Source organism: Aminobacter sp. MDW-2, assembly GCF_014250155.1.
In the GTDB taxonomy this organism is placed as follows: domain Bacteria; phylum Pseudomonadota; class Alphaproteobacteria; order Rhizobiales; family Rhizobiaceae; genus Aminobacter; species Aminobacter ciceronei.
The window spans coordinates 4,731,006-4,752,178 of record NZ_CP060197.1 but is presented as its reverse complement, the minus strand read 5'-3'; the positions used below and the strand labels follow the sequence as shown (position 1 = coordinate 4,752,178).

Genomic DNA, 21,173 nt, shown 5'->3' with positions numbered 1-21,173 from the left:
GACAGGACGCGCTGCCCGGATGAACCTCTTGAGATGAACCTGCCCAGATGACCCTACCCAAATGACCCTACAAAGCATGACAGGCTTCGCCCGCGTGGCCGCCGAGCACCAGGGAACGGCGATCGCCTGGGAGGTGAAGTCGGTCAACGGCAAGAGCGTCGACGTGCGCCTGCGCCTGCCCCAGGGCTTCGAGCGGCTCGAACCGGCGGTCAGGCAGGCGATCCAGAAGCGCTTTTCACGCGGCAATGTGCAGGCGACTTTGACGGTCAGCCGCACGGCCGGCGCTATGGTGCAGCCGGTCATCAACGAAAATTTCCTGCGCGACGTGGCCGAGCTTGCCACCCGCCTGGTCGAGCAATATGGCGCGGCCCCCGCCAGCGCCGACGGGCTGCTTGCCCTGCGCGGCGTGTTCGACATGCCCGAGGCCGTCGAGACGGAAGAGCAGCGGGCGGCGATTGACGCGGTGATCATGGATGGCCTGGAAAAGGGCCTCGCCGGTCTGGTCGAGGCGCGTAAGGCCGAGGGCGAGGCGCTGCGCGCGCTTTTGTCGGATCACATCGCAACCATCGAGACGCTGACGGTGCAGGCCGAAGCGGATCCATCGCGCGAGCCGGCGCAGATCCGCCAGCGCCTGGCCGAACAGGTGCGGCTGCTGCTCGAGGCGTCCCCCGCGCTCGACGAGACGCGGCTCAACATGGAAGCGGCCTTCCTCGCCACCAAGGCCGACATCCGCGAGGAGATCGACCGGCTGAAGACCCATGTCGCCTCCGCACGCATCCTGCTTGCCGGCGGCGGCGCCATCGGCCGCAAGCTCGATTTTCTGGCGCAGGAATTCAACCGCGAATCGAATACGCTGTGTTCGAAGTCGAATGCCGCCGCAGTGACCGCCATCGGGCTGGAACTGAAGGCCGTGGTCGATCAGTTCCGCGAGCAAGTTCAGAATCTGGAGTAGCGCATGAGCGCCGAGACCCCATCCATCGTCATCAAGCGGCGCGGCTTGATGCTGGTCCTGTCGTCGCCGTCGGGCGCCGGCAAGTCGACAATCTCGCGCAACCTGATCGAAACCGATCCCGAACTGAAGCTGTCGGTCAGCGTCACCACCCGGCCGCGCCGCGGCAGCGAGATCGACGGCGCCCACTATCATTTCACCTCGAAGCGCGAGTTCGAGCTGCTGCGCGACAATGACGCGCTGCTCGAATGGGCCGAGGTGCACGGCAATTTCTACGCCACCCCGCGCGAGCCGGTCGAGCTTGCCATGTCGCAGGGCCGCGACATGCTGTTCGACATCGACTGGCAGGGCGCCAAGCAGCTCAAGGAAAAGATGCGCGGCGACATCGTCTCGATCTTCATCCTGCCGCCGTCGATGGGCGAGCTGAAGGCCCGCCTCAAGCGCCGCGCCGAGGACCAGGACGCGGTGATCGAGACGCGGCTGAAGAACGCCCGCGACGAGATCGAGCACTGGGGCGAATACGACTATGTCGTGATCAACGAAGACCTCAACCGCGCCTTCGCCGAAGTCCGCGCCATCGTCGCCGCCGAGCGCCTGCGCCGCGACCGCCGGCCCGGCCTGTTCGATTTCGTGTCGAAACTGCTCGACGAGAAGCTCTGAGGTTTTCTTACCCTCCTTCTTGTGGCGCCTACCCTCCTTCTTATAGCGAGGGTCGACGCGCGGCGTCGGGGTCGGGGTATTCAGCCACGCCCACGCGTCGGCCTCGCCGACACCCTCCTCACAATGGGGAGGTAATTTACGGGAAGGATAATCTGCGGGGAGGGTGGTCTCACACCGCCTTTGCCAGTGCCACGAATTCCTCGACGCTGAGCGTTTCGGCGCGGCGGGTCGGGTCGATGCCGACGGCTTGCAGCAGCTTTTCGCCGCCCATGCTTTTCAGGCTCTGGCGCAGCATCTTGCGGCGCTGGCCGAAGGCGGCCTCGGTGACCCGGCCCAGCACCTTCACATCGGCTGCCAGCGGCTCCCGGCGCGGCTCCAGATGGATCACCGACGAGGTCACCTTGGGCGGCGGCGTAAAGGCCTGCGGCGGCACGTCGAAGGCGATGCGGGCATCGGTGCGCCAGCCCGCCAGCACGCCGAGCCGGCCAAAAGCGGAACTGGTTGGCTTTGCCACGATGCGCTCGGCGACCTCGCGCTGGAACATCAGTGTCAGCGACTGGTAGAAGGGCGGCCAGGTCTCGACGGTCAGCCAGCGCACCAGAAGCTCGGTGCCGATATTGTAGGGCAGGTTGGCGACGATCTTGACCGGCTCACCAGCGGCGAGGCCGGCGAAATCGGTCTTCAGCGCATCACCCGACACCACCTCGAGCCGGCCGGGATAGTGGTCGGACACCTCGGCAAGGGCGGCCAGGCAGCGCTCGTCGCGCTCGATGGCGATGACCTTCTTCGCGCCATGCATCAACAGCGCGCGTGTCAGGCCGCCGGGGCCGGGGCCGACCTCGATGACGGTGACGCCGGTCAGGTCGCCGGCGGCGCGTGCCACCTTGCCGGTAAGGTTGAGGTCGAGCAGGAAGTTCTGGCCGAGCGCCTTCTTGGCCTGCAGGCCATGGCGTTCGATGACGTCGCGGAGCGGCGGCAGGCCGTCGATGCTGGTGCTCATGATGCCTTTGCCTCGCCGTCGGCGAGCAGCCGCGCCAGCCTCAGCGCCGCGATCAGGCTATCGGGCCGGGCGATGCCCTTGCCTGAAATGTCGAAGGCGGTGCCGTGGTCGGGCGAGGTCCTGACGAAGGGCAGGCCGAGCGTGACGTTGACGGTCTCGTCGAAGGCCAGCGCCTTGGCCGGGATCAGCGCCTGGTCGTGATACATGCAGATGGCTGCGTCGTAGCCGGCACGCGCCCGGGCGTGGAACATCGTATCTGCGGGCAGGGGGCCGAAGGCGTCGATGCCTTCCGCCTTGAGCGCGGCGATCGCCGGGCGGATGATGCGCTCGTCCTCGTGGCCCATCGCCCCACCTTCGCCGGCATGCGGGTTGAGGCCGGAGACGGCGATGCGCGGCCTTGATATGCCGAAGCGGGCACTGAGGTCGCGTGCGGTGATGCGCGCGGTCTCGACGATGGCCTCGGTGGTCAGCGCCTTCGGCACCTCCGCCAGCGCGATGTGGATGGTCACAGGCACCGCGCGCAGTTCCGGCCCGGCGAGCATCATCACAGGGGTGGTGTCGACGCCGGTCCGCTCGGTCGCGAGATGGGCGAGATATTCGGTGTGGCCGGGAAAGCGGAAGCCGGCGTCATAAAGCGGCTTCTTGGCGATCGGGCAGGTGACGACGGCAGCGGCCCGGCCTTCGAAGGTGTCGGCCACCGCACGGTCGATGGCCTCGATGATGCCGGCGGCATTTGCCTTGTCGGGCTGGCCCGGCGTGTCGATGAATGGCGCTGTGAGCGGCACCACGGGCAGGGCTTCCGCGAAGGCTTGCGCAGCACCTGCGGGGTCGGTCTCGACGATGGCGACGTCGACGCCAAGGGCGCGCGCCCGCGCCGCAATCAGCTTCGGACAGCCAAGCAGATAGAAGGGCGGCACGCCGGCCGCCACACGCTGCCGCCAGGCGGCGACAGCGATTTCGGGGCCAATGCCCGAGGGATCGCCCGACGTCAGCGCCAGTGGCAGGCTGCTGGAAGCCACGGCCTAGCGGGTGACGATGCGGGCCTTGGCCCGCAGCTCTTCAAGGTACTTCTTGTTGAGCTCTTCGGCCTTGGCGTCGCCGCCCTTGCCGGTGGCGCCTTCGGCCTGGAAGACCATCTGGGCGACCTTGTCGTCGGAGACTTCGCGCGAGCTGCAGACGCCGATGAACTCGACGCCGCGGTCGGTCTCACGCACCGGCGTGGCACCGCCGGCCTTGAGCTTCTTGATCTGATCGGCCCATTCGGGCGGCAGCTGCGGGGCGATGACGCGGCCGAGGTCGCGCACGGTGACGTCGAGCAGGCCCTTGGCGAATTCGCGTGTCTGGTCGCAGCTGTTGAAACGGGCGCGCATCTGATCGGCCTCGCGCTTGCGCTTGCCGATCGTGCCGCGCTCGGAAGCGGGAACGACGAAGATCACCTGCTGCAGCATGTATTCGGTGGCGCTCGGCTTGGCGCCGCCCTGCTGCAGCATGCGGCGCACCGCGTCCTGCTCGGTCGACATGCCGCCGCCGTCAGCCGAGCGGAAGCGGGCGCCGAGCGCCTGGTTCCAGCCCATCTGGGCGCGGATATAGTCCTTGAAGTGGCTCGATGTTACGCCGGCCTGACCGAGGATCTGGTCCATCTGCGCCGGCTTGAGCTTGTTGGAGCCGGCGAAGCGGGCATAGGCGTCGTCGACCTGCTTGTCGGAGATGCGGATGTTGAGCCGCTTCATCTCGGCGATGCGCAGCGTCTGCTCGATCATCTCCTGGCCGGCATCGCCCTTGCGCTTCTGCAGCTTGAGGAACGCCGCGCGGCGCTGGATGTCGTAGCTGGTGATCGGCACATCGTTGACGATGTACTTGATCTCGCTGGCCTGAGCCGGCGGTGCATAGGCGGTGATCGAAAGCGACGTCGCCGCCACGAGCAGGGCAAGGCCTGCCGAAAAGAGGTGCTTCCGCATAGAAAAAGTCCCGTTCAAACCCCTGATCCGGGCATTGCCCGGATACATCTGCCCCGTCATTGCCGTCTTATGCGGCAAAACGATGTCGGGCCGCCCCGACAACTCAGTGCCGCCGTTCCCGCCGCTGGCCTAGAAGGCGCTCGTCGCGTTGCCGAAGTCGCCGATCGTGCGGAACGAGATGTTGAAGCCGACGGTGCGCGAGACGTCGTCCGGCTTGTTGTGATCGCGGCTCTCGGAATAGGACATCAGATAGGTGAAGCACTCGTCGTCATAAGCGAAGCCGACGCCGTTCTTGACCAGCAGGTCGCCCTGGATGTCGTAGGTGCCGGAGCCGAAGACGCGCCACTGGTCGTTGAAGCGGGCGGTGGCGCCCAGCGTCACTTCGTGGCGGTCGTTGGCAAAGCCGTAGAGCGGCTGCGCCTGGATGAAGGCATAACGCGCCGACACGGCGAGCGGACGGGCGTCGAGGCCGACCTTCATCTCGGCACGGCGGACATCGAACGTACGCTCGTCGAAGCGGCCGCTGACCGAAGCCGAGAAGCCGTTCGGGCTGGCGATGCCGGCGAGCGCGACATAGTCCGACGTGTCGGTCTCGAGGCCGGAATAGGCGCCGGCATTGACCAGATCGGGGGCGGCAAACGAGTTGTCGCCGGCAAGGTGGTAGGACTGGCCGACAAGCGCATTGGTGGTCCAGCCATTGTTGAAGCTGCCGGAATAACGCAGGCCGAGATTGGCGCGGGTGCCGCCTTCCATGCGGTCGTAGCCGGAGAACTTGTCGCGCTCGAACAGCGACGCCGCGTCGAAGACGAAGCTCTGCGCATCCTCGTTGGGGATGCCGAGGCCGCCAATGGCGCTTTCGCTCGGGCGGGCAAAGATCTGCGCCATCGGCTCGAGCACATGGGTCGAACTGGTCGACGAGAATAGCACGGGCCAGCGCAGTTCGAGGCCAAGCGTCGCCATGTAGCGGAACAGCGACGAGCGCACGTCCTCGGCGACGTTGATGCGGGGGTCGGCGGCCATGGTGTTGATGGCGGCGAGCGAAGCGGCCGACGCGTCGACATAGCTGCCGTCGGCGCGGAAGGCGAGCAGCGGCGTCACCAGCAGGCCGCCATCGGTGACGATGGTCCGCTTCCACTGGGCTTCGGCGGTGATGCGGCTCGACGTGCCTTCGATGCCGTGGACCGTCGGACCGTTCGGCGCCGTCAGGTTGGCATCGAGATCCGAGCGCTGGATGACGCGCGAATTGACGTTGAACGACAACTCGCCGCCGGCCAGCGGCGCGTCGGGAATATAGGCATAGTCGAGCGACGGCAGCACCCAGGGCTGCTTGTCGGCGCGGGCATTCGGGTCGCTGTCGAGCGCTTCTTCCTGGACCTGGAAGCGCATGGCGCGCAGGTCGAAATAGTTCCGGTCGTTGAGCCCGGTCAGGTAGACTTCCGAGCGATGCGTGCTCTCGGAGAAGCCGTTGATGCCGTAGGTGCGCGAGAAATTCTTGTCCGTCTGGGCAAGGATGTTCCAGCCGAAGGCCCAGCGCGGGTTGAGGTCGAAATGGCCCTTGGTGCCGACCATGCCGCGCAGCTTGTTTTCGTCGCCGGTCGGGCCGCGATCGACCGTGTTGACGTCGAACTTGTCCGGATTCATCTGGTAGATGCCGGCCATCTTCAGGCTGTATTCGCCATTGTTGAAGCGCTGGCGCCACTCGGCTTCGCCGAGGAAGCCCTGCTTGGTGTAGCCGGTGCCCTTGACGGTGAGGTCGTAGGTCGGCGAAAGCGCGAAATAATAGGGAACGGACACGCCGATGCCGAGCTTGCTGTTGAAGCTGACACCGGGCATCAGGAAGCCGCTCTTGCGCTTGACCGTCGGGTCGGCGATCTCGAAGGCCGGCAGGAAGGCGATCGGGAAGCCGAAGAACTCGAAATTCGAGTTTTCGAATCGCACTGTCTTCTTCTTGCCGTTCCAGATGATCTTCTGTGCCTTGACGCGCCAGATCGGCGCCTTGTCGGGCTTTGCCTCGCAAGGTTCGCAGGCGGTGTAGACGCCGTTGTTGAAGGTCGTCAGGAAGCCGCCTTCGCGCTTGGCGCTTTCGGCGGCGAAATAGGTCTTGTCGACGGTCTCGATGCGCAGCGTGTTGACGAAGCCGTCGGCAAAGTCGTCGGTGATGTCGATCTCCTGCGAGAAGATCTTGGTGCCGTCGGAATTCACGACCTCGACATTGCCGCTGGCGATCAGCCGCGACGTCTTGCGGTCATAGGTGACGCGCTGGGCGACCAGGCGGTTGCCGGCATAGTCGATCTGCACGCCGCCCACCGCAGTGACGGTGCTGGCGTCGTTGTCATAAACCAGCGTGTCCGCCTCGAGCAGCATCTGCGCGCCTTCCGGCACGCTGGGTGCGAGGTCGGCGACAGTCTGCGCGAAAGCAGGTGCGGACGGCAGCGCGACCGCAAACAGGCACGCGAGCGCGGTTGCGCCCAGAAGGCCTGCCATATGGGCCCTGCGGTTGGCCATTGCGCCCCTCAACTAACCGTCCTCTTTATAAAGCAGGAACGTCACCCCGAAAAACATTGCGACCACTACTGGAAACCACGCCGCAATATAAGTCGGCACGAATCCCGCATTGCCAAATGCTTTGACCAGAACCGAAACGACATAAAGCAGAAAGCCGGCGACGACGCCACCCAGAATCATCGTTGCCGACTGCCCCATACGTGCAAATCGCATCGACACTGTTGCAGCAATGAGCGTCATTGCAACCAAAAGGAAGGGCAGGGCGACAAGTGAATGAAATTGCATGGCGAATGCGTTGGCCCTGAGGCCGAAGGAACGCGCCACTTCGATCTTCGACGGCAGCTCGAAGAAGGGAATCGTTTCGGGCCGCGCCAGCCGTTCCTGCACGAATTCGGGCTTCAGGTTGGTGGGCACCTGATCGACCGGCTGGGAGGTGAAATTCTTGCCGCCCTTCATGCTGCGGACATTGACCAGTTCCCAGTGGCCGTCACGCAGATAGGCGCGCTCGGCGTCCTTGCGTTCGGCCATGTCACCCTTGTCGTCGAAGATGAAGAACACCGCGTCCGACAGCTCGAGACCCTGGTTGAGCACGGCGCGGGCGCCGATGATGACTTCGGTGCCCTCGGCCTTCTGGCGCAGCCACGGCGCCGAGAACGCCGAGACCGAATTGGACTGGCGCGAGCGCAGCTCGGATTCGATGGTTTCGGAATGCGAGAAGCCGTAAGCGGCGATCGGGTTGAGGATGCCGACGGTGACCAGGCCGAACAGCAGCGCGCCGATGCAGCAGGGCAACAGGAACTGCCAGGCCGAGATGCCGGCGGCGCGCGCGATCACCAGCTCATAACGCCGGTTGAGCGAAACCAGCGTCGCCATGGCGCTGAACAGTGCCACGAACGGCACGGTCTGTTGCATGATCATCGGCACGCGCAGGGCCGAAACGGTCATCGCGATCGAGAACTTGAAGCCGGGCAGGCCGCCGACATTGCTCGAGAATTCGGTGACGTCGATGATGAAGATCAGCGCGTAGATGCCGATGAAGAACCACGTCGTGATGACGGCGTAGCGGATGAGGAAATAGCGGCCAAGCGTCCAGCCCATCATGCCGCTCCCTGACCCGAAGCGCGGCCGGTGATGCGTTGGCGGAAGGCGGTGAAGCCGTCGCGCAGCCGTGCGGCTGCCGCTGCCATGCGGTCGGCGACCGAAACCGGCAGTTCCATGCTGCGGTGGTTGCGGATGAACCACAGCGCAAACAGCGAGGCGCCGATCGGAATGGCGTAGACGACATAGCCGATCCAGGCGAACGCTTCGGCCTTGCTGTTGGCGAAGAAGCCGAGCCAGCGGAAGAACAGGGCGATCGCCACCGTGGTGACAAGCGGATGGATTCGGGCCTCGCGGTGCGAGCGCGCGTCGCCGGCAACCGCAAGTGCGATGAAGGCGAAGGCGATCGAATAGAGCCAGTCGGAGAAGCGGCGGTTGAGCTCGGCGTCGAACAGGCGCGGGTTGCGCTGGTAGAATTTGTCGCCGTGCTGCGGCTGCATCAGATAGGACGTCGAGCGGTCCTTCGGCTGCATGGTGACTTCGTTGGCGGCAGCGGAAAACTCACTGAGATCAAAGGCATAGGAGTCGAAGCTGATGACCGAGACTTCGCCGCCCGGCGCCTTGCGATGGATGACGCCCTCATTCATCACCAGCATCTGCTTGTTGTTGCGTTCGATGAACGAGCCGTCCTTGGCATAATAGACGAGGTCGACATTGGGCTCGCGCGAATCGGCGACGAAGATGCCGCCCAGCCCGCCATTGGGCAGGCGCTCGCCGACCTGCACGAACAGGCCATCGTCGACCTTGCGGAAGGTGCCTTCCTGGATGATCAGCGACAGAAGGTCGGCGCGCGAGGTCGCGATCAGCTCGCGGTTGCGCTGGCGCGCCATCGGGTTGGCGACGTTGTCGACGATGAAGGAAAACATCGCCGCGCAGACCGCGAGGATGATGATTGGCCGGATGACGGTGAGCCGCGAGGCGCCGGCGGCATTGAGGATCACCAGCTCGGAATCGCTGTTCATCGTGCTCAGCGTCAGCGCCACGGCGATGATGACGGCAAACGGCACGACGATGGGAATGACCGTCGGCAGGATCAGGGCCGCGACCTCGAAGAAGGTCAGCGCCGACTGGCCGCTGTCGGTGACGAGGTCGATGCGACCGAGCACCTGGGTGGTCCAGACGATCGCCAATGTCCACGTCAACGCCGCGATGAAAACCGCGAACGCACGACGCAGAATGTAGCGCTCAACAACCTTCATCGATGATCAGGATTCCGTGTTTCCGACTTGGCCGGCCGACTGTCGTCGCGTGGCCGGTGGGTGTCCAAACTATAGTCCAAGGCATGCCGGCACAACTGCCGTCAGCACCGCCAACACTTTCTCCCGCCATTCGGACTCTCCTAGCCAATGGCTAAGAAACGCCGAACGGAAGTGGTTAACACGAGGTTTCCGAACAATTTTCAGCTTTAATCATATCGGGCCAACATGACGGGAGGCTTGCCAAACCGGCGAAAACGACGAAATGTCGCGCACCATCTGAACGGGATCCGAAAGCGGGATATCATGACTTCTAAGCCGTCGATCAGTTTTGCCAGGCCGGGCACGCCCAAGAAGGGCACCGTCATCGTCTTTTCCGCAGACGAGGGCGGGCTGAGCGATGCGGCGCGTGCCAACGATCCGGCCAAGGCGCTCGATCGTGCTTTTCCCGTCGCTGATTTCAAAGGCAAATTCGCCGGCGTCGTCGAAGTGCTGGCGCCCGAAGGCACCGCGGTCGACCGTCTCGTCGCGATCGGTACGGGCAAGGCGTCTTCGCTCGACGACTATGCCTGGCTGAAGCTCGGCGGCGTGGTCGCAGCACAGCTGCGCAAGGCAACCGAAGTGGCCGTGATCCTCGACATTCCTGATGTCGATGCCGATGGCGCGGCCGCGGCGGGCATTGCTTCGGGCATCCTGCTCAGGAGCTACAGCTTCGACAAATACAAGACCAAGAAGGACAATGGTGACAAAGGGGGCGACGGCAAGGCCGAGGACAGGAAGCCGGCCCGGATCACCATCCATTGCGCCGATCCGGCTGCCGCCAAGAAGGCCTTTGCCGACGCCGAGGCCGTCGTCGGCGGCGTGCTGCTCGCCCGCGACCTGGTCAACGAGCCGGCCAACATCCTCGGCCCGGTCGAGTTCGCCGCCCAGGCCAAGGAACTCGAAAAGCTCGGCGTCAAGGTCGAGATCCTGACCGAGAAGGAGATGAAGAAGCTCGGCATGGGCTCGCTGCTCGGCGTCGCCCAGGGTTCGGTGCGTCCGCCGCGTCTGGCTGTCATGCAGTGGAACGGCGGCAAGGCCAAGGACAAGCCGATAGCTTTCGTCGGCAAGGGCGTGACATTCGATTCGGGCGGCATATCGATCAAGCCGGCCGCCGGCATGGAAGACATGAAGGGCGACATGGGCGGTGCTGCCGCCGTCACCGGCCTGATGCAGGCGCTCGCCGCACGCAAGGCCAAGGTCAATGTCGTCGGCATCATCGGCATTGTCGAGAACATGGTCGACGGCAATGCCCAGCGTCCGGGCGACATCGTCACCTCGATGTCGGGCCAGACCATCGAAGTGCTCAACACCGACGCCGAAGGCCGCCTCGTGCTGGCCGATGCGCTGTGGTACTGCAACCAGCGCTTCGAGCCGAAATTCATGGTCAATCTGGCAACCCTGACCGGGGCGATCATGGTGGCGCTCGGCCAGAGCCATGCCGGCCTGTTCTCCAACAATGACGAGCTCGCCGAGCGCCTGACCGCCGCGGGCACGGCGACGCAGGAGAAATTGTGGCGCATGCCGCTCGGCTCGGACTACGACAAGCTGATCGATTCCAAGACTGCCGACATGAAGAACATCGGCGGCCGTTATGGCGGCTCGATCACCGCCGCGCAGTTCCTGCAGCGCTTCGTCAAGGACACGCCCTGGGCGCATCTCGACATCGCCGGCACCGCCATGGGCTCGCCGACCAGCGAGATCAACCAGTCCTGGGGTTCAGGCTACGGCGTGCGGCTGCTCGACAGGCTGGTGCGCGATCACTACGAAGGCTAAGGCTGAAGCCCAGGCAACCGCGCCTCGTCAGCGCGGTTGCCTGGGAAGCTTCACCCGCGACTGGAATTGGGGCATAGCATTGCCTCATGGCTGAAGTCCTTTTCTACCACCTGACCGAATCGACGCTCGAGGATGCCTTGCCGGGCCTGCTCGAGCGCAGTCTGCAGCGCGGCTGGAAGGCGGTGGTGCAGTGTGGCAGCGAAGAGCGCCGCGACGCGCTCGACCAGCATCTGTGGACGTTCCGCGACGATTCCTTCCTCGCCCATGGCAGCGACCGCGAGGCGCATGTCGCCGACCAGCCGGTGGTGCTGACGGTGACGGAAGCCAATGCCAACGCCGCCGAGATCCGGTTCCTCGTCGATGGTGCTGCGCCGCCCGACATTTCGCCCTACCAGCGGGCGGTGTTCCTGTTCGACGGCCATGATGCGGCCCAGCTCGAAGGGGCGAGGGAACACTGGAAGACGATGAAAACAGCCGGTCACACGGTGACCTACTGGCAGCAGGGTGCCGACAAGCGCTGGGAGCGCAAGGCCTGACGGCGCGACGCATGAGAGGTCGCCGCGCCGCGAGCGCGTCTTTCTACTTGGCAGCGCTCATCTCGCCGCCAAGATCCTTCTTGAAGGTCTCGAAATCGACCTGCATGCCGTTGAAGATGGTGCTCCAGTGGCGCGTCAGCGCCGCCATGGCGACGGCTTCCTGGATCTCTTCCGGCGAAGCACCCGCCTGTTTGGCGCTCTCGGTGTCGGCCCAGATGCAGTAGCTGCAGGGGATCTGGGCGGCGACGGCAAGCGAGATCAGCGCTTTGGTCTTCGGCGGCAGGGCGGTCTTGTCGCTGAGCTCGATGGCCTTCAGCTCCGCCCAGGCGCCGGGCAGGCCCGCCCTCGGGAACTGGTTGATGAAGGCGGGCACTGTGCCCATCGTCTTCTGGATGTCCTTGACTGTCGCGTCATAGTCGTCGGCAACAGCGGGCAGGGGCATTGCGGCAAGCGAGATGGCAAGGCTAGCTGTACCGGCCAGGACCGTCATCGAGCGGCGGAACGAGGCGAAGATGGATGCATATGCGGGCATGACTTCCTCCTCTGGATCATTTTTCCCTTACGGTGTAAGGTAAGCGAATTGATGATCCTTACAGTGTAAGTTGTCAAGGCGAGCGGATGGACAGGGCGATCAACAAAAAGCGAGCGAAGCTGTCGCGCGACATGATCGAGCAGGCCGCTTTCGCGGTCATCGAGCGCGAGGGCCTGGCCGGCTTTTCGATGCGCAAGCTGGCGCAGGCGCTCGGTTGCGAGGCGATGAGCATCTACCATCACTATGCCTCGCAGGCGCATCTGTTCGAGGCGATGGTCGAAAGGCTGGTCGGCGAGTTGCAGATCCCGCCGCGTGAACTGCCCTGGCGGCAGCGGGCACGGGCTGTCATGGGCGATTTCCGCGCCATCGGCCGCGCCCATCCGGCCTTCGCGCCGTTCCTCGTCACCTACCGCATGAATTCGCCCAAATGCCTGGCCTGGCTCGACGGCGTGCTCGGCGTGTTCGAGGATGGCGGCTTCGGCAAGGAGCGCGCCGCCCGGCTGTTCCGCGCGGTCGGTTATTACCTGATGGGGGCGATCCTCGACGAGACGGCAGGCTACGCCAGGGGCGCCTCGGCGGTGACCACCGTCGACGACGCGCAAATGCGGCGCGACTATCCCAATGTCGCTGCGGCCGGCGCATTCTTTACAGTGGCCGAGTTCGACAAGACCTTCGACCTCGGGCTCGACATGCTGCTCGACGAGATGGAGCGGGAAGTTGCCTCGCATGGCCGGGCGACCCTTTCCGCCACGCCGCAAAAGCCGTAGTACGAAAAAATCGTCCGGTCGGGGCGATTGCTGTTTCGGTCCAGAGTAACGAGCGACATGCGGTTCCTGTTTCTGATCATCCTGCTTGCCGGCACCGGTCTCGGCATCCTCTATCCCTGGGCGGCGACCAATTTTGCCGGCCGCGAGATCGGCACCTACCGCGCCTATGACCGGTCAGGGGGGTATCGCCCGGTCGAGGTCGCGCTGGCGTCGAGCGATGCGCCGGTGCGTGTGCTGGTGGATCTGACCACGCTGGCGCCGCCGCAGGTCACTCCGGCAAGTGCCGTCTTGACCATCACCGCCTCGACGCGCGGCCAGACCGTGCTCGCCGAGGCGCTGAATTTTTACGACACCACGCCGCGCGAGCGCAGCCCGCAGCTGCCCGATCCGGTGTTCCGCGACGATGCCGGGCTGATCCGCGAGGTCCAGCCGGGAAGCTATCGCTTCGTCATCGAGCAGGGCGACGCCGATAACGTCCAGATCCAGCGCGTCGATCTCATCTTGCGTTCGGGCGGCCTCGAGGTCGACCAGCGGGCGCAACCGATCGGGCTGTCGCTGATGGCCATAGGCTTTGTCGGCCTGGTGTTGTCCTTGCGCCGCAAGAAGGACAGCCGGCCCGACAATCCCAATTCCCAGCCGCCCAATTCGCCGCCTCCTGCGCCGCGCTGGGGCAGGGACGCCGACAGGTCATGAACTATCGCCACGCCTATCATGCCGGAAACTTTGCCGACGTGGTCAAGCACGCCGTGCTCGCCCGGCTGGTCGACTATCTCAAGCGCAAGGACAAGGCGTTTCGCGTCATCGACACCCATGCCGGCATCGGGCTCTACGACCTCGGATCGGAAGAGGCCGAAAAGACGGGCGAGTGGCATGACGGCATCGGCCGCCTGATCGAGGCCCGATTGCCCGCTGACGCCGCAGCTCTGCTGGCGCCCTATCTCGACGCCGTCAGGGCCGTCAACGCAGAGGGCGGCATCTCGCGCTATCCCGGCTCGCCTGTCATTGCGCGACATCTCATGCGCAAGCAGGACCGCCTGTCGGCGATCGAACTGCACCCCGAGGACGCAAGGGCGCTTGCCCAGCACTTCGAAGGCGACTTCCAGACCCGCGTCACCGAGCTCGACGGCTGGCTGGCGCTCGGCGCGCATCTGCCGCCCAAGGAAAAGCGCGGCCTGGTGCTCGTCGATCCGCCCTTCGAGATCGGCGGCGAGTTCGAGCGGCTGGTCGAGGGCCTGAAGAAGGCGCACCGGCGCTGGCCGGGCGGCATCTTCGCTTTGTGGTATCCGGTCAAGGACCGTAAGGCGGTGGCGGCGTTCCGTGAGGCGCTTGGCGATGCCGGCATCCCCAAGATCATGGACATCGAGTTCTACATCAGGCCGCCCTCGGCCGAGCCGCGGCTCGACGGCACCGGCATGGTGGTGGTCAACCCGCCTTACCAGCTCGAAAGCGAGCTCAACACCATGCTGCCGGCGCTCGGCAAGCTGCTGGCCGAAGGCCCCGGCGCGCGCTGGTCGGTCGAGTGGCTGGCGGGCGAAGACGCCGCTTCTTGACCGCGAAGCGGCGACACCGCAAACTGCGCGCCTCAAGCCTTGGAGTGGGAACCATGAGTCGCGTCGCCAGTACCATCTTTGCCGCCATGATCGGCCTCGGAACGGCCCTGTCGGGCGCGGGCTCCGCCCAGGCAGCCGACCTCTCCGTCGGCGCCGACTATTCCGATCCGGGCATCTGCGGCAACGCTGCCGTGCTCAACCGCATCACCAGCCGCTTCAGCTACCAGGTCCGCCACGTGCCGAACCTGCCGCAGGTTGCCATCACCGACTTCCAGCGCATCCACGAGCATCGCTACGAGCCGGCCGACGAGAACCATCCGATCGGCCGCCGCTATTGCGGCGCGACAGTGGTTCTGTCCGACGGTGCTGACCGCGACATCTGGTACCTGATCGAGGAAGGCATGGGTTTTGCCTCGATCGGCGACAATGTCGAGTTCTGCGTCTCGGGCTTTGACCGCTGGTACGTCTATAACGGCCGCTGCCGCGTCCTGCGCTGAGGCGAGCCGGGCTGACATGATCCGCAATTTCGTAAAGGCCGCGCTGACAGCTGCGGCCTTTGCCTTGCTGGCCGCCTGTGCGCCGGCCGAGCAGTCGCAACCCGCCGACAAGTCTGAAACTGGGGCTGCCGACAAGCCCGTCACCGCGCCTGCCGGCAAGCCCGCCACCGGGGCTGCCGACAAACCTGCCACTGGGGCGCAGCAGGCGGCTGTCCCGCGTGGACAAGGGTTCGACTTCTATGTGCTGGCTCTGTCCTGGTCGCCGAGCTATTGCGAGGCCGAGGGTGAGCAGGCCAACGGCCAGCAATGCCGCGCCGGCCGCCCCTATGGCTTCGTCGTGCATGGCCTGTGGCCGCAATATGAGCGCGGTTATCCCGAGAACTGCCCGACAAACATCAGCGACGTATCAAGCGACAGGCTGCGCGGCCTCTACGACCTGATCCCCTCGGCCGGCCTGATCCGCCATCAATGGCGCAAGCATGGCACCTGCAGCGGGCTTGGCCAGGACGACTATTTCAAGGTCTTGCGGGCGGCCCGCGACAGAATCGAAATTCCAAAGGAATTCAAGAGCCTGGCCAGCTATCGCACGCTGGCGCCCGGCCAGGCAGAGCGCGCCTTCCTGCAGTCCAATCCCGATATGCCGGCCGATGCGGTCGCAGTGACCTGCGACAGGCGCTATCTGCGCGAGCTGCGCATCTGCATGGGCAAGGATCTCGCCTTCCGCCCCTGTCCCGAGATCGACCGCCGCGCCTGCCGGCTCGACAAGGTGGTGATGCCGCCGGTGCGCGGCCGCTGATTTTGCCCCTGATTCTGGCAGCCGGATGTTGCCGGAACAGCACGTGCTGATATGGTCGCCGGCGCAAAAGGGGACCTCCATGCCGAAACTTTTCTATTCTCCCGCTTCGCCCTACAGCAGCAAGGTCCGCATGGCGGCCGCTTATGCCGGCATTCCAGTTGTAACAGTCACCGTCGAGACCGGCCCGCAGCCGGCGCTTTTGACCGACGCCAATCCGCTCGGCAAGATCCCGGTCTGGATTACAGATGACGGGCAGAGCATCTATGACAGCCGCGTCATCACCCAATATCTGAACCGGCTGTCCGGCAACAAGCTGTTCCCGCGCAATGCCGACAAGCGCCTCGATGCCGAACGCCTGGAAGCGCTGGCCGACGGCATCTGCGATTGCCTGCTCGCGATCGTCTACGAACGCCGCGGGCGTCCGGAAGAGATCATTCACCAGCCCTGGATCGACAAGCAGTGGTCGAAGGTGACGCGCTCGCTCGACCTGCTCAACGCCAATCCGCCGAAGCTGCCCAAGGTGATCACCGCGGGGCAGATCGCGCTCAGGGCGACGATCGGCTATCTCGACCTGCGCTTCCCCGGCAAGTGGGAAAAGGGCCGCCCGCGCCTCAAGCGCTGGGCCGCCCGCTTCGACGAAAAATTCCCGGAGCTGAAGGCCATCGTCCCGCAAGGTTGAGAGCCTGCGGCCGGACGCGGTTGCTCGGCCCTTGTGCTCGGGCCCGGCACTCAGCCTTGATTGGACAAGGGCAGCCAGCCATCGGGCAAGATGTCGGGGTTGCTGGCCGTGGGATCGGCAAACCATGCCGCCGGCCCGATGACGATCTTGTCGGGCGAGGGATTGAGCCAGGCGCCCCACCAGGAAAAGCTTGAGTTGGCGATGATGTGATGGCGGCAGGCGCTCATCAGGCGCATGTCCTCATAGTCGGCGTCGCGGCCATTATGGCCCATCACCCGTTTCTCGACAGGGAAGGCGAGGTTGTCGCGGGCCCAACTGGGATCGTCGGAGAAGACATAGATGACGGGCTCTTGCCGCATCGTCGCGATCATCTGGTCCACGGCCTTGGCGTAATACTGCTTGGAGCAGGCGGCAAACAGCGCCTGGTTCTCCGGCAACAGATAGTCGCCGCGCCTGACATGCAGCGAGATCGCCGGACAGGCGGCGATTGCCGCGAGGTGTTTGGCGTTCTCCGGGCTGGGCGGCGTGACGATGCGGAAATCGTTGGCGATGGTGTCGATGCAATCGGCGAAATAGCGCTGCGACTGCCAATAGCCGTCGAGCCAGAGATTGCTGCGCGGGGAAAGCATCGCCGGATCGAAGCCGAGGCCGTTTTCCCTGACCCGCTCAGGGAAGCGTCCCGCGGCGTGCCAGAGATAATAACGCAGCAGCTCGTCCTTCCGCCGTGGCGGCAGCGTGCCTGAGGTGACGGCCGGGCCGATGTTGAAATGGCCGAGCCGGAAGCTCACCGAGGGCGAGCTGTCGAACCACCTGGTGTCGAGCACAAGCGCGCTCCGGCTGCGCAGCGCCATGGCGCGGCCCATGGCGAACTGGAACATCTGGTTGCCAAGGCCGCCATAGATGGTGCTGACGATGTGCCGTGTCATGTGTATTGGCCGATGCAAATCATGCCGCTTAGTGCCAGCGGCAGCAGCGGAAATCAAATTCGAAGCGGCTGCGACGGATCTGCACTCCTGCTTTGCCCTCGGATGACGAAGGGGTGGGGGCGTCGCGATGGTCCTTGCCGCGAGCGGCCCCTCCGCTTCGGTTGCCGCGAACGGCCTCCTCTTTTCGTCATCCTCGGGCTTGACCCGAGGATCCATGCCGTGAGGGTGACGAAGGCTAAATAGGGTGTAGAAGAGCACACGTCCTACACCGCCTGCGCGCCGCTGCAACGTCACGGCATGGATCCCAGGGTCTCCGCGACGGAGCTGCGCTCCTGCTTCGCCCTGGGATGACGAAGGACGGGGGCGTCGCCGAGGGTCGCAAGCACGGGCCGCCGACCATGCTTATGCACAGCCGTCTCGCCACCGCTGTATCCAACCTGCAATGTCTCGTCTAATGGGCGGTCGAGGCTGGCGTTACAATGTCGCCAGCCAGCACAGGGTCAACAATGTTCCGACAGTTACTCGGCCAGTTTGGTGTTCTCGAAAGGCCGCGGGAGCCGCTGGTGCTGCTGCGCGAAGGTTTGTGCGCGCGCCTCGGGCTGAAGACGGCGATCCACGTCGGCGCCCATTATGGCGAGGAGCGTGATGCTTACGAGGCGCTCGGGCTGACCGATGTGTTGTGGGTCGAGGCCTCGACACACGTCTACCAGGAACTCGTCGAGCGCCTGGCAAAGCCGACCGGACACGGCACGCGCCATGTCGCGGTGAATGCCTTTGCCTCCGACAAGGCAGGCGACGAGGTCGTGCTGCGCCAGTTCAGCAATGAGGGGGCGTCGAGCTCGATCTTCGCGGCGACGGATCTGTTCCGTCAGACCTGGCCTCAGGTCAGCGAAACCGGCGGTTCCGAAGAGGTCGGCACCGACACGCTCGATCACATCGCCCTGGTCAACGGCTTCGAAAAGGCCGACCTTGTGGCCGCCGACGTGCAGGGCGCGGAACTGCTGGTGCTGAAGGGCGCAACCGGCCTGCTGGCACAAGCCAAGGCGGTGATCGTCGAAGTGTCGTTGCAGCGCTTCTATGACGGCGGCGTGCTGCAGCCGGAGCTGCGTCAATTCCTCAGGCAGCATGGCTTCATCGAAGTCCGGCGCCCGCCGAACCATGGCGACCAACTGTTCCTGCGCAAGAGCCTGTTCGGCCCCCTCCGCCGCTTCAGCGACAGCATGTGGGAAGCGCGCCGCTAGACCGCCGGCAGCGTCCAAACAGCAACAAAAAGGCCCGGGCGCGAGCCCGGCTTGTCTTTGGTGCCTACGCTTGGGCCTGGGTGAAGGTGCGCGGTGGCCGGTCAATCAACGACTTCGCCAGTCGCGAGGGCATGAATATCAGAACGCTTCGCCGGGCTATTACCCGTATTTGTCAACAGACTGCGAACGATCTCAACCGAAAGCAGCTTGTTCGGTTGAACAGTGGCGGTGACCCACTGTCCGAAAATCAGGCAGAACCAGACCCAGGACAGATATCTTCGGTGACTTACGCCAATCACTGGCGCGCTGCCGATGCCAAGCCCCGGCACCTCCCTGAACTTCTGGATCAAAGGGCACCCGTTCAGCGGGCGGGGTGACTATCCCGGGTACTCTTCGATGTAGCCAAAATCGGCCTTGCATCGTGGGCACACCGTATGTCGGCCGGCACCTTGCGAGGTTATGGTCTCGATCCACCGGTCGTCAGAAGCACAGGATGTGCAATATGCATGGCCAGCAGCGCCTCCGTCATCGTTCTTTCGATATCGGTACCCATTGACCAGAACGGTGTCCGCCTTAAAGCGCAGCGTCTCTTTGAGTGCCTCGATCTCCTGATCCTTTGCCTTTACCAAATCGCCGGCATCAAGAATGCCGTGCTTAGCGTCAGCTAGGGCCGAGCTGAGATCGGCAATCTTGAGTTTGAGCTCCGCTTTGTCGAACTGGTTGTCGATGTCGCGGAGTTCCTTGGCACACTGAGTGCGGCTGTGATTGCGCTTAGCGTGCCTGGTATGTCCATCGCCCCCTCCCATTGAGGCGCGCATCCTCCCATCACTCTCTGCACCTGTCGAGCGATTGGGGACTAGCCGATTGGGGCGAACTGATCGCCTAGGTTTGTAAAATATGCGTATCGCGCATGAGGGTATTTGCGGCGATCCGCAGGCAAGACGCTGATGGCTAGTTGAAATTTCCCGAACTGGGCATTGCTGGCGCAGAGAAAGGCAAGAAGTCCTTCAAATGAGGCGCTAACCTCGTCCAGTACGTCTCTGAGTAAGTTCGAAGCTGGAGTCGAAGTTTGGGGCACCGTGGGGTGCCTTATCTCGATTGAAGGTGGAGCAAATTGACCTGAGGGCATCAACCGGAAGTCACTAACCAGCATTTTCTCGTTGTCTTTGGGATGCACAACTGCGTTTCGCCACTGCCATATACGGCTAAGCGGGGCCAAGCTGCCGGCTAGCCAAGTCAAGAGCTCATCGGGTTCGGAACCTTTGCTACGCAGGTATGCGTCCAAAGAGTCAGGGTGAGTGATCGACTTGCCGTAGAACACTCGAGCAATATTCATCGAGGACTTGATGGAATCGTGCGCGCGATGGAACGAGGCTTTGCACCTAGCTTCGAGCCCAGATATCGACGGAAGCGTAAAGCTATGTTTCGCGTGGTTACCTGCCAACCCCTGAAAGGCACGAACAGTTTCCTCTTCCAACTTCCCCACATCGTCAGCGATGGCTGCGAGGTGTAGGGCAACGTCCAAAGCCGATTGCCGTGCGGAATCGCAATTGATAGTTGGCGGAAAAAACTGCTGATCAAGGAGACGATCAGCAGTCAGAAGCGTACGCCCCAGCAACTGACTTTCCGATCCTATCGATAAGATCCTCTGATGGGCGTTCGGAATGTCTGGGTTTGTACGCTCGGGATCGATTGAATCCGCAAGCAGAACTTCATAGACCGCGCGCTCCTTGATGATGAGCAGCCGCCCGCCGAGCTTAACGAAGCCTGATACTGCGCCCTCGTCGGTCCCGCCGACCGACATCCTGGCTGCACCTTCTCGAACCGCATCGATGTATCGTTTTTTCGTCATTGCGGCCCCCTTCGAGAAAAATCAGACCAGAAGTCTATCAAGTTAGCCGGACTTGAGTTCGGCAATTCGCTTTTGAATGGCCGCAAGTAACCGATCCGCTTGATCGCGCAGACCTTCCGCATTGATGATGTCAGAATCGGAGAGCCGATCGTGCAGTGCACGGTCGATCGCCAACCGCATGGACTTCGCAGTCGATGCCGCCTTGGCCTCAACCTTCCTCAGCGCGGTGACATTCTTGGCCCCGGTTGCATCTTGGGCCAGCTCAATCAATCGGGAGGTGGTATCTGCGAGGTGCTGGCGAGCGCGAACTGACCGCTGCTCCCGCCAGTTCTCGGTCATCGATACATGAGGTGACGGTCGATTATTTAGGTATGCTAGCGCGCAATCCTTGGCTTGATCGGCAGTCTGGTAGACGTCGGAGAAATACGGTTCGCGGTCGTCCCGGTCTGCCCTAGCAACGCAGAACTTGAAGCCAGCGTCCTGCGCGAAGAGAGTCAGCCGATGGTTTCCAACAACGATAGCCGGATTGCCGCTGTCGGACACTGCCCAAATCGGAGCAGCGGCGCCAAACAGCCACGATAATAGGCCCATCCCAACCCCCTTCTAAAATAGACAA

The 21,173-nt window shown here is 63.9% G+C and carries 23 protein-coding genes; 11 read left to right on the top strand and 12 right to left on the bottom strand.

The genetic code is table 11. From position 1 onward, the window contains the following. Window positions 1-61 precede the first annotated feature (61 nt). A complete protein-coding gene (locus tag H5P29_RS23515) occupies window positions 62-952 on the top strand; it encodes a YicC/YloC family endoribonuclease (protein ID WP_067964071.1) in 891 nt (296 codons plus the stop codon). A 3-nt stretch (window positions 953-955) separates the two neighbouring features. Continuing rightward, window positions 956-1,609, top strand: coding sequence for a guanylate kinase (gene gmk / locus H5P29_RS23510; protein WP_067964069.1), 654 nt, complete (start codon window positions 956-958; stop codon window positions 1,607-1,609). 169 nt (window positions 1,610-1,778) lie between these two features. Here gmk and rsmA read toward each other — a convergent pair whose 3' ends face one another. The 6 genes from rsmA to lptF all read right to left on the bottom strand — a co-directional run bounded on the left by rsmA (window position 1,779) and on the right by lptF (window position 9,369). Then, entirely contained in the window at window positions 1,779-2,609 is an 831-nt protein-coding gene (gene rsmA / locus H5P29_RS23505) for a 16S rRNA (adenine(1518)-N(6)/adenine(1519)-N(6))-dimethyltransferase RsmA (RefSeq protein WP_154385084.1), read from the bottom strand. Then, window positions 2,606-3,628 (bottom strand): 4-hydroxythreonine-4-phosphate dehydrogenase PdxA, encoded by a 1,023-nt coding sequence (pdxA, locus tag H5P29_RS23500; RefSeq protein WP_185910181.1) that lies wholly within the window; start codon window positions 3,626-3,628, stop codon window positions 2,606-2,608. Before pdxA ends, rsmA begins: the two co-directional genes overlap by 4 nt. Window positions 3,629-3,631: 3 nt before the next feature. After that, the gene (locus H5P29_RS23495) at window positions 3,632-4,567 is read right to left on the bottom strand and encodes a peptidylprolyl isomerase (protein WP_154385085.1); all 936 of its coding nucleotides are present in this window, start codon (window positions 4,565-4,567) and stop codon (window positions 3,632-3,634) included. A gap of 129 nt (window positions 4,568-4,696) precedes the next feature. Beyond that, window positions 4,697-7,072 (bottom strand): LPS-assembly protein LptD, encoded by a 2,376-nt coding sequence (locus H5P29_RS23490; RefSeq protein WP_154385086.1) that lies wholly within the window; start codon window positions 7,070-7,072, stop codon window positions 4,697-4,699. Between the two features lie 12 nt (window positions 7,073-7,084). After that, on the bottom strand, window positions 7,085-8,173 hold the full coding sequence (gene lptG / locus H5P29_RS23485; protein WP_185910180.1) for an LPS export ABC transporter permease LptG: 1,089 nt from the start codon (window positions 8,171-8,173) through the stop codon (window positions 7,085-7,087). Further along, window positions 8,170-9,369: an LPS export ABC transporter permease LptF gene (gene lptF, locus H5P29_RS23480; protein WP_154385087.1), complete on the bottom strand. Its 1,200-nt coding sequence runs from the start codon at window positions 9,367-9,369 to the stop codon at window positions 8,170-8,172. The genes lptG and lptF overlap by 4 nt, the downstream gene beginning before the upstream one ends. A gap of 303 nt (window positions 9,370-9,672) precedes the next feature. Between lptF and H5P29_RS23475 the strand changes: the two genes are divergently transcribed. Then, window positions 9,673-11,181: a leucyl aminopeptidase gene (locus H5P29_RS23475; protein WP_154385088.1), complete on the top strand. Its 1,509-nt coding sequence runs from the start codon at window positions 9,673-9,675 to the stop codon at window positions 11,179-11,181. A gap of 86 nt (window positions 11,182-11,267) precedes the next feature. Continuing rightward, entirely contained in the window at window positions 11,268-11,717 is a 450-nt protein-coding gene (locus tag H5P29_RS23470; RefSeq protein WP_154385089.1) for a DNA polymerase III subunit chi, read from the top strand. Between the two features lie 43 nt (window positions 11,718-11,760). Here H5P29_RS23470 and H5P29_RS23465 read toward each other — a convergent pair whose 3' ends face one another. Continuing rightward, window positions 11,761-12,249: a carboxymuconolactone decarboxylase family protein gene (locus tag H5P29_RS23465; protein WP_154385090.1), complete on the bottom strand. Its 489-nt coding sequence runs from the start codon at window positions 12,247-12,249 to the stop codon at window positions 11,761-11,763. Between the two features lie 86 nt (window positions 12,250-12,335). Between H5P29_RS23465 and H5P29_RS23460 the strand changes: the two genes are divergently transcribed. From H5P29_RS23460 to H5P29_RS23435, 6 genes are all read left to right on the top strand, one after another. Continuing rightward, on the top strand, window positions 12,336-13,016 hold the full coding sequence (locus tag H5P29_RS23460) for a TetR/AcrR family transcriptional regulator (RefSeq protein WP_154385091.1): 681 nt from the start codon (window positions 12,336-12,338) through the stop codon (window positions 13,014-13,016). Between the two features lie 57 nt (window positions 13,017-13,073). Further along, window positions 13,074-13,709 carry a hypothetical protein gene (locus tag H5P29_RS23455; protein WP_154385092.1) on the top strand — a complete coding sequence of 212 codons (636 nt, stop codon included), beginning with the start codon at window positions 13,074-13,076 and terminating at the stop codon, window positions 13,707-13,709. Further along, window positions 13,706-14,566 carry a 23S rRNA (adenine(2030)-N(6))-methyltransferase RlmJ gene (locus H5P29_RS23450; RefSeq protein ID WP_154385093.1) on the top strand — a complete coding sequence of 287 codons (861 nt, stop codon included), beginning with the start codon at window positions 13,706-13,708 and terminating at the stop codon, window positions 14,564-14,566. Before H5P29_RS23455 ends, H5P29_RS23450 begins: the two co-directional genes overlap by 4 nt. A gap of 53 nt (window positions 14,567-14,619) precedes the next feature. After that, complete coding sequence (locus H5P29_RS23445) at window positions 14,620-15,063, top strand: hypothetical protein (RefSeq protein ID WP_067964040.1); 444 nt, start codon at window positions 14,620-14,622, stop codon at window positions 15,061-15,063. Window positions 15,064-15,079: 16 nt separating this feature from the next. Next, the gene (locus H5P29_RS23440; RefSeq protein WP_154385094.1) at window positions 15,080-15,859 is read left to right on the top strand and encodes a ribonuclease T2; all 780 of its coding nucleotides are present in this window, start codon (window positions 15,080-15,082) and stop codon (window positions 15,857-15,859) included. A 79-nt stretch (window positions 15,860-15,938) separates the two neighbouring features. Beyond that, window positions 15,939-16,538, top strand: coding sequence for a glutathione S-transferase family protein (locus tag H5P29_RS23435; protein WP_154385095.1), 600 nt, complete (start codon window positions 15,939-15,941; stop codon window positions 16,536-16,538). Between the two features lie 50 nt (window positions 16,539-16,588). On the opposite strand, the gene H5P29_RS23430 is transcribed toward H5P29_RS23435, so the two are convergent. Beyond that, window positions 16,589-17,464: an alpha-1,2-fucosyltransferase gene (locus H5P29_RS23430; RefSeq protein ID WP_185910179.1), complete on the bottom strand. Its 876-nt coding sequence runs from the start codon at window positions 17,462-17,464 to the stop codon at window positions 16,589-16,591. Between the two features lie 506 nt (window positions 17,465-17,970). Here H5P29_RS23430 and H5P29_RS23425 point away from each other — a divergent pair. Next, window positions 17,971-18,705, top strand: coding sequence for an FkbM family methyltransferase (locus tag H5P29_RS23425; RefSeq protein ID WP_067964035.1), 735 nt, complete (start codon window positions 17,971-17,973; stop codon window positions 18,703-18,705). Window positions 18,706-18,806: 101 nt separating this feature from the next. Here H5P29_RS23425 and H5P29_RS23420 read toward each other — a convergent pair whose 3' ends face one another. The 4 genes from H5P29_RS23420 to H5P29_RS23405 are packed head-to-tail and all read right to left on the bottom strand — an operon-like array spanning window position 18,807 to window position 21,100. After that, entirely contained in the window at window positions 18,807-19,055 is a 249-nt protein-coding gene (locus tag H5P29_RS23420) for a hypothetical protein (protein ID WP_154385098.1), read from the bottom strand. Between the two features lie 27 nt (window positions 19,056-19,082). Beyond that, window positions 19,083-19,523: a hypothetical protein gene (locus H5P29_RS23415; protein WP_154385099.1), complete on the bottom strand. Its 441-nt coding sequence runs from the start codon at window positions 19,521-19,523 to the stop codon at window positions 19,083-19,085. Between the two features lie 38 nt (window positions 19,524-19,561). Next, window positions 19,562-20,557, bottom strand: coding sequence for a hypothetical protein (locus tag H5P29_RS23410; RefSeq protein WP_154385100.1), 996 nt, complete (start codon window positions 20,555-20,557; stop codon window positions 19,562-19,564). A 42-nt stretch (window positions 20,558-20,599) separates the two neighbouring features. Continuing rightward, complete coding sequence (locus tag H5P29_RS23405) at window positions 20,600-21,100, bottom strand: hypothetical protein (protein ID WP_154385101.1); 501 nt, start codon at window positions 21,098-21,100, stop codon at window positions 20,600-20,602. Between the last annotated feature and the right edge of the window lie 73 nt (window positions 21,101-21,173).

Bases quoted from the DNA above. Each gene is read 5' to 3' on its own strand.
- H5P29_RS23515 (WP_067964071.1), top strand. From the start codon at position 62: ATGACCCTACAAAGCATGACAGGCTTCGCCCGCGTGGCCGCCGAGCAC.
- gmk (WP_067964069.1), top strand. From the start codon at position 956: ATGAGCGCCGAGACCCCATCCATCGTCATCAAGCGGCGCGGCTTGATG.
- rsmA (WP_154385084.1), bottom strand. From the start codon at position 2,609: ATGAGCACCAGCATCGACGGCCTGCCGCCGCTCCGCGACGTCATCGAA.
- H5P29_RS23495 (WP_154385085.1), bottom strand. From the start codon at position 4,567: ATGCGGAAGCACCTCTTTTCGGCAGGCCTTGCCCTGCTCGTGGCGGCG.
- H5P29_RS23490 (WP_154385086.1), bottom strand. From the start codon at position 7,072: ATGGCCAACCGCAGGGCCCATATGGCAGGCCTTCTGGGCGCAACCGCG.
- lptG (WP_185910180.1), bottom strand. From the start codon at position 8,173: ATGATGGGCTGGACGCTTGGCCGCTATTTCCTCATCCGCTACGCCGTC.
- lptF (WP_154385087.1), bottom strand. From the start codon at position 9,369: ATGAAGGTTGTTGAGCGCTACATTCTGCGTCGTGCGTTCGCGGTTTTC.
- H5P29_RS23475 (WP_154385088.1), top strand. From the start codon at position 9,673: ATGACTTCTAAGCCGTCGATCAGTTTTGCCAGGCCGGGCACGCCCAAG.
- H5P29_RS23470 (WP_154385089.1), top strand. From the start codon at position 11,268: ATGGCTGAAGTCCTTTTCTACCACCTGACCGAATCGACGCTCGAGGAT.
- H5P29_RS23465 (WP_154385090.1), bottom strand. From the start codon at position 12,249: ATGCCCGCATATGCATCCATCTTCGCCTCGTTCCGCCGCTCGATGACG.
- H5P29_RS23460 (WP_154385091.1), top strand. From the start codon at position 12,336: ATGGACAGGGCGATCAACAAAAAGCGAGCGAAGCTGTCGCGCGACATG.
- H5P29_RS23455 (WP_154385092.1), top strand. From the start codon at position 13,074: ATGCGGTTCCTGTTTCTGATCATCCTGCTTGCCGGCACCGGTCTCGGC.
- H5P29_RS23450 (WP_154385093.1), top strand. From the start codon at position 13,706: ATGAACTATCGCCACGCCTATCATGCCGGAAACTTTGCCGACGTGGTC.
- H5P29_RS23445 (WP_067964040.1), top strand. From the start codon at position 14,620: ATGAGTCGCGTCGCCAGTACCATCTTTGCCGCCATGATCGGCCTCGGA.
- H5P29_RS23440 (WP_154385094.1), top strand. From the start codon at position 15,080: ATGATCCGCAATTTCGTAAAGGCCGCGCTGACAGCTGCGGCCTTTGCC.
- H5P29_RS23435 (WP_154385095.1), top strand. From the start codon at position 15,939: ATGCCGAAACTTTTCTATTCTCCCGCTTCGCCCTACAGCAGCAAGGTC.
- H5P29_RS23430 (WP_185910179.1), bottom strand. From the start codon at position 17,464: ATGACACGGCACATCGTCAGCACCATCTATGGCGGCCTTGGCAACCAG.
- H5P29_RS23425 (WP_067964035.1), top strand. From the start codon at position 17,971: ATGTTCCGACAGTTACTCGGCCAGTTTGGTGTTCTCGAAAGGCCGCGG.
- H5P29_RS23415 (WP_154385099.1), bottom strand. From the start codon at position 19,523: ATGCGCGCCTCAATGGGAGGGGGCGATGGACATACCAGGCACGCTAAG.
- H5P29_RS23410 (WP_154385100.1), bottom strand. From the start codon at position 20,557: ATGACGAAAAAACGATACATCGATGCGGTTCGAGAAGGTGCAGCCAGG.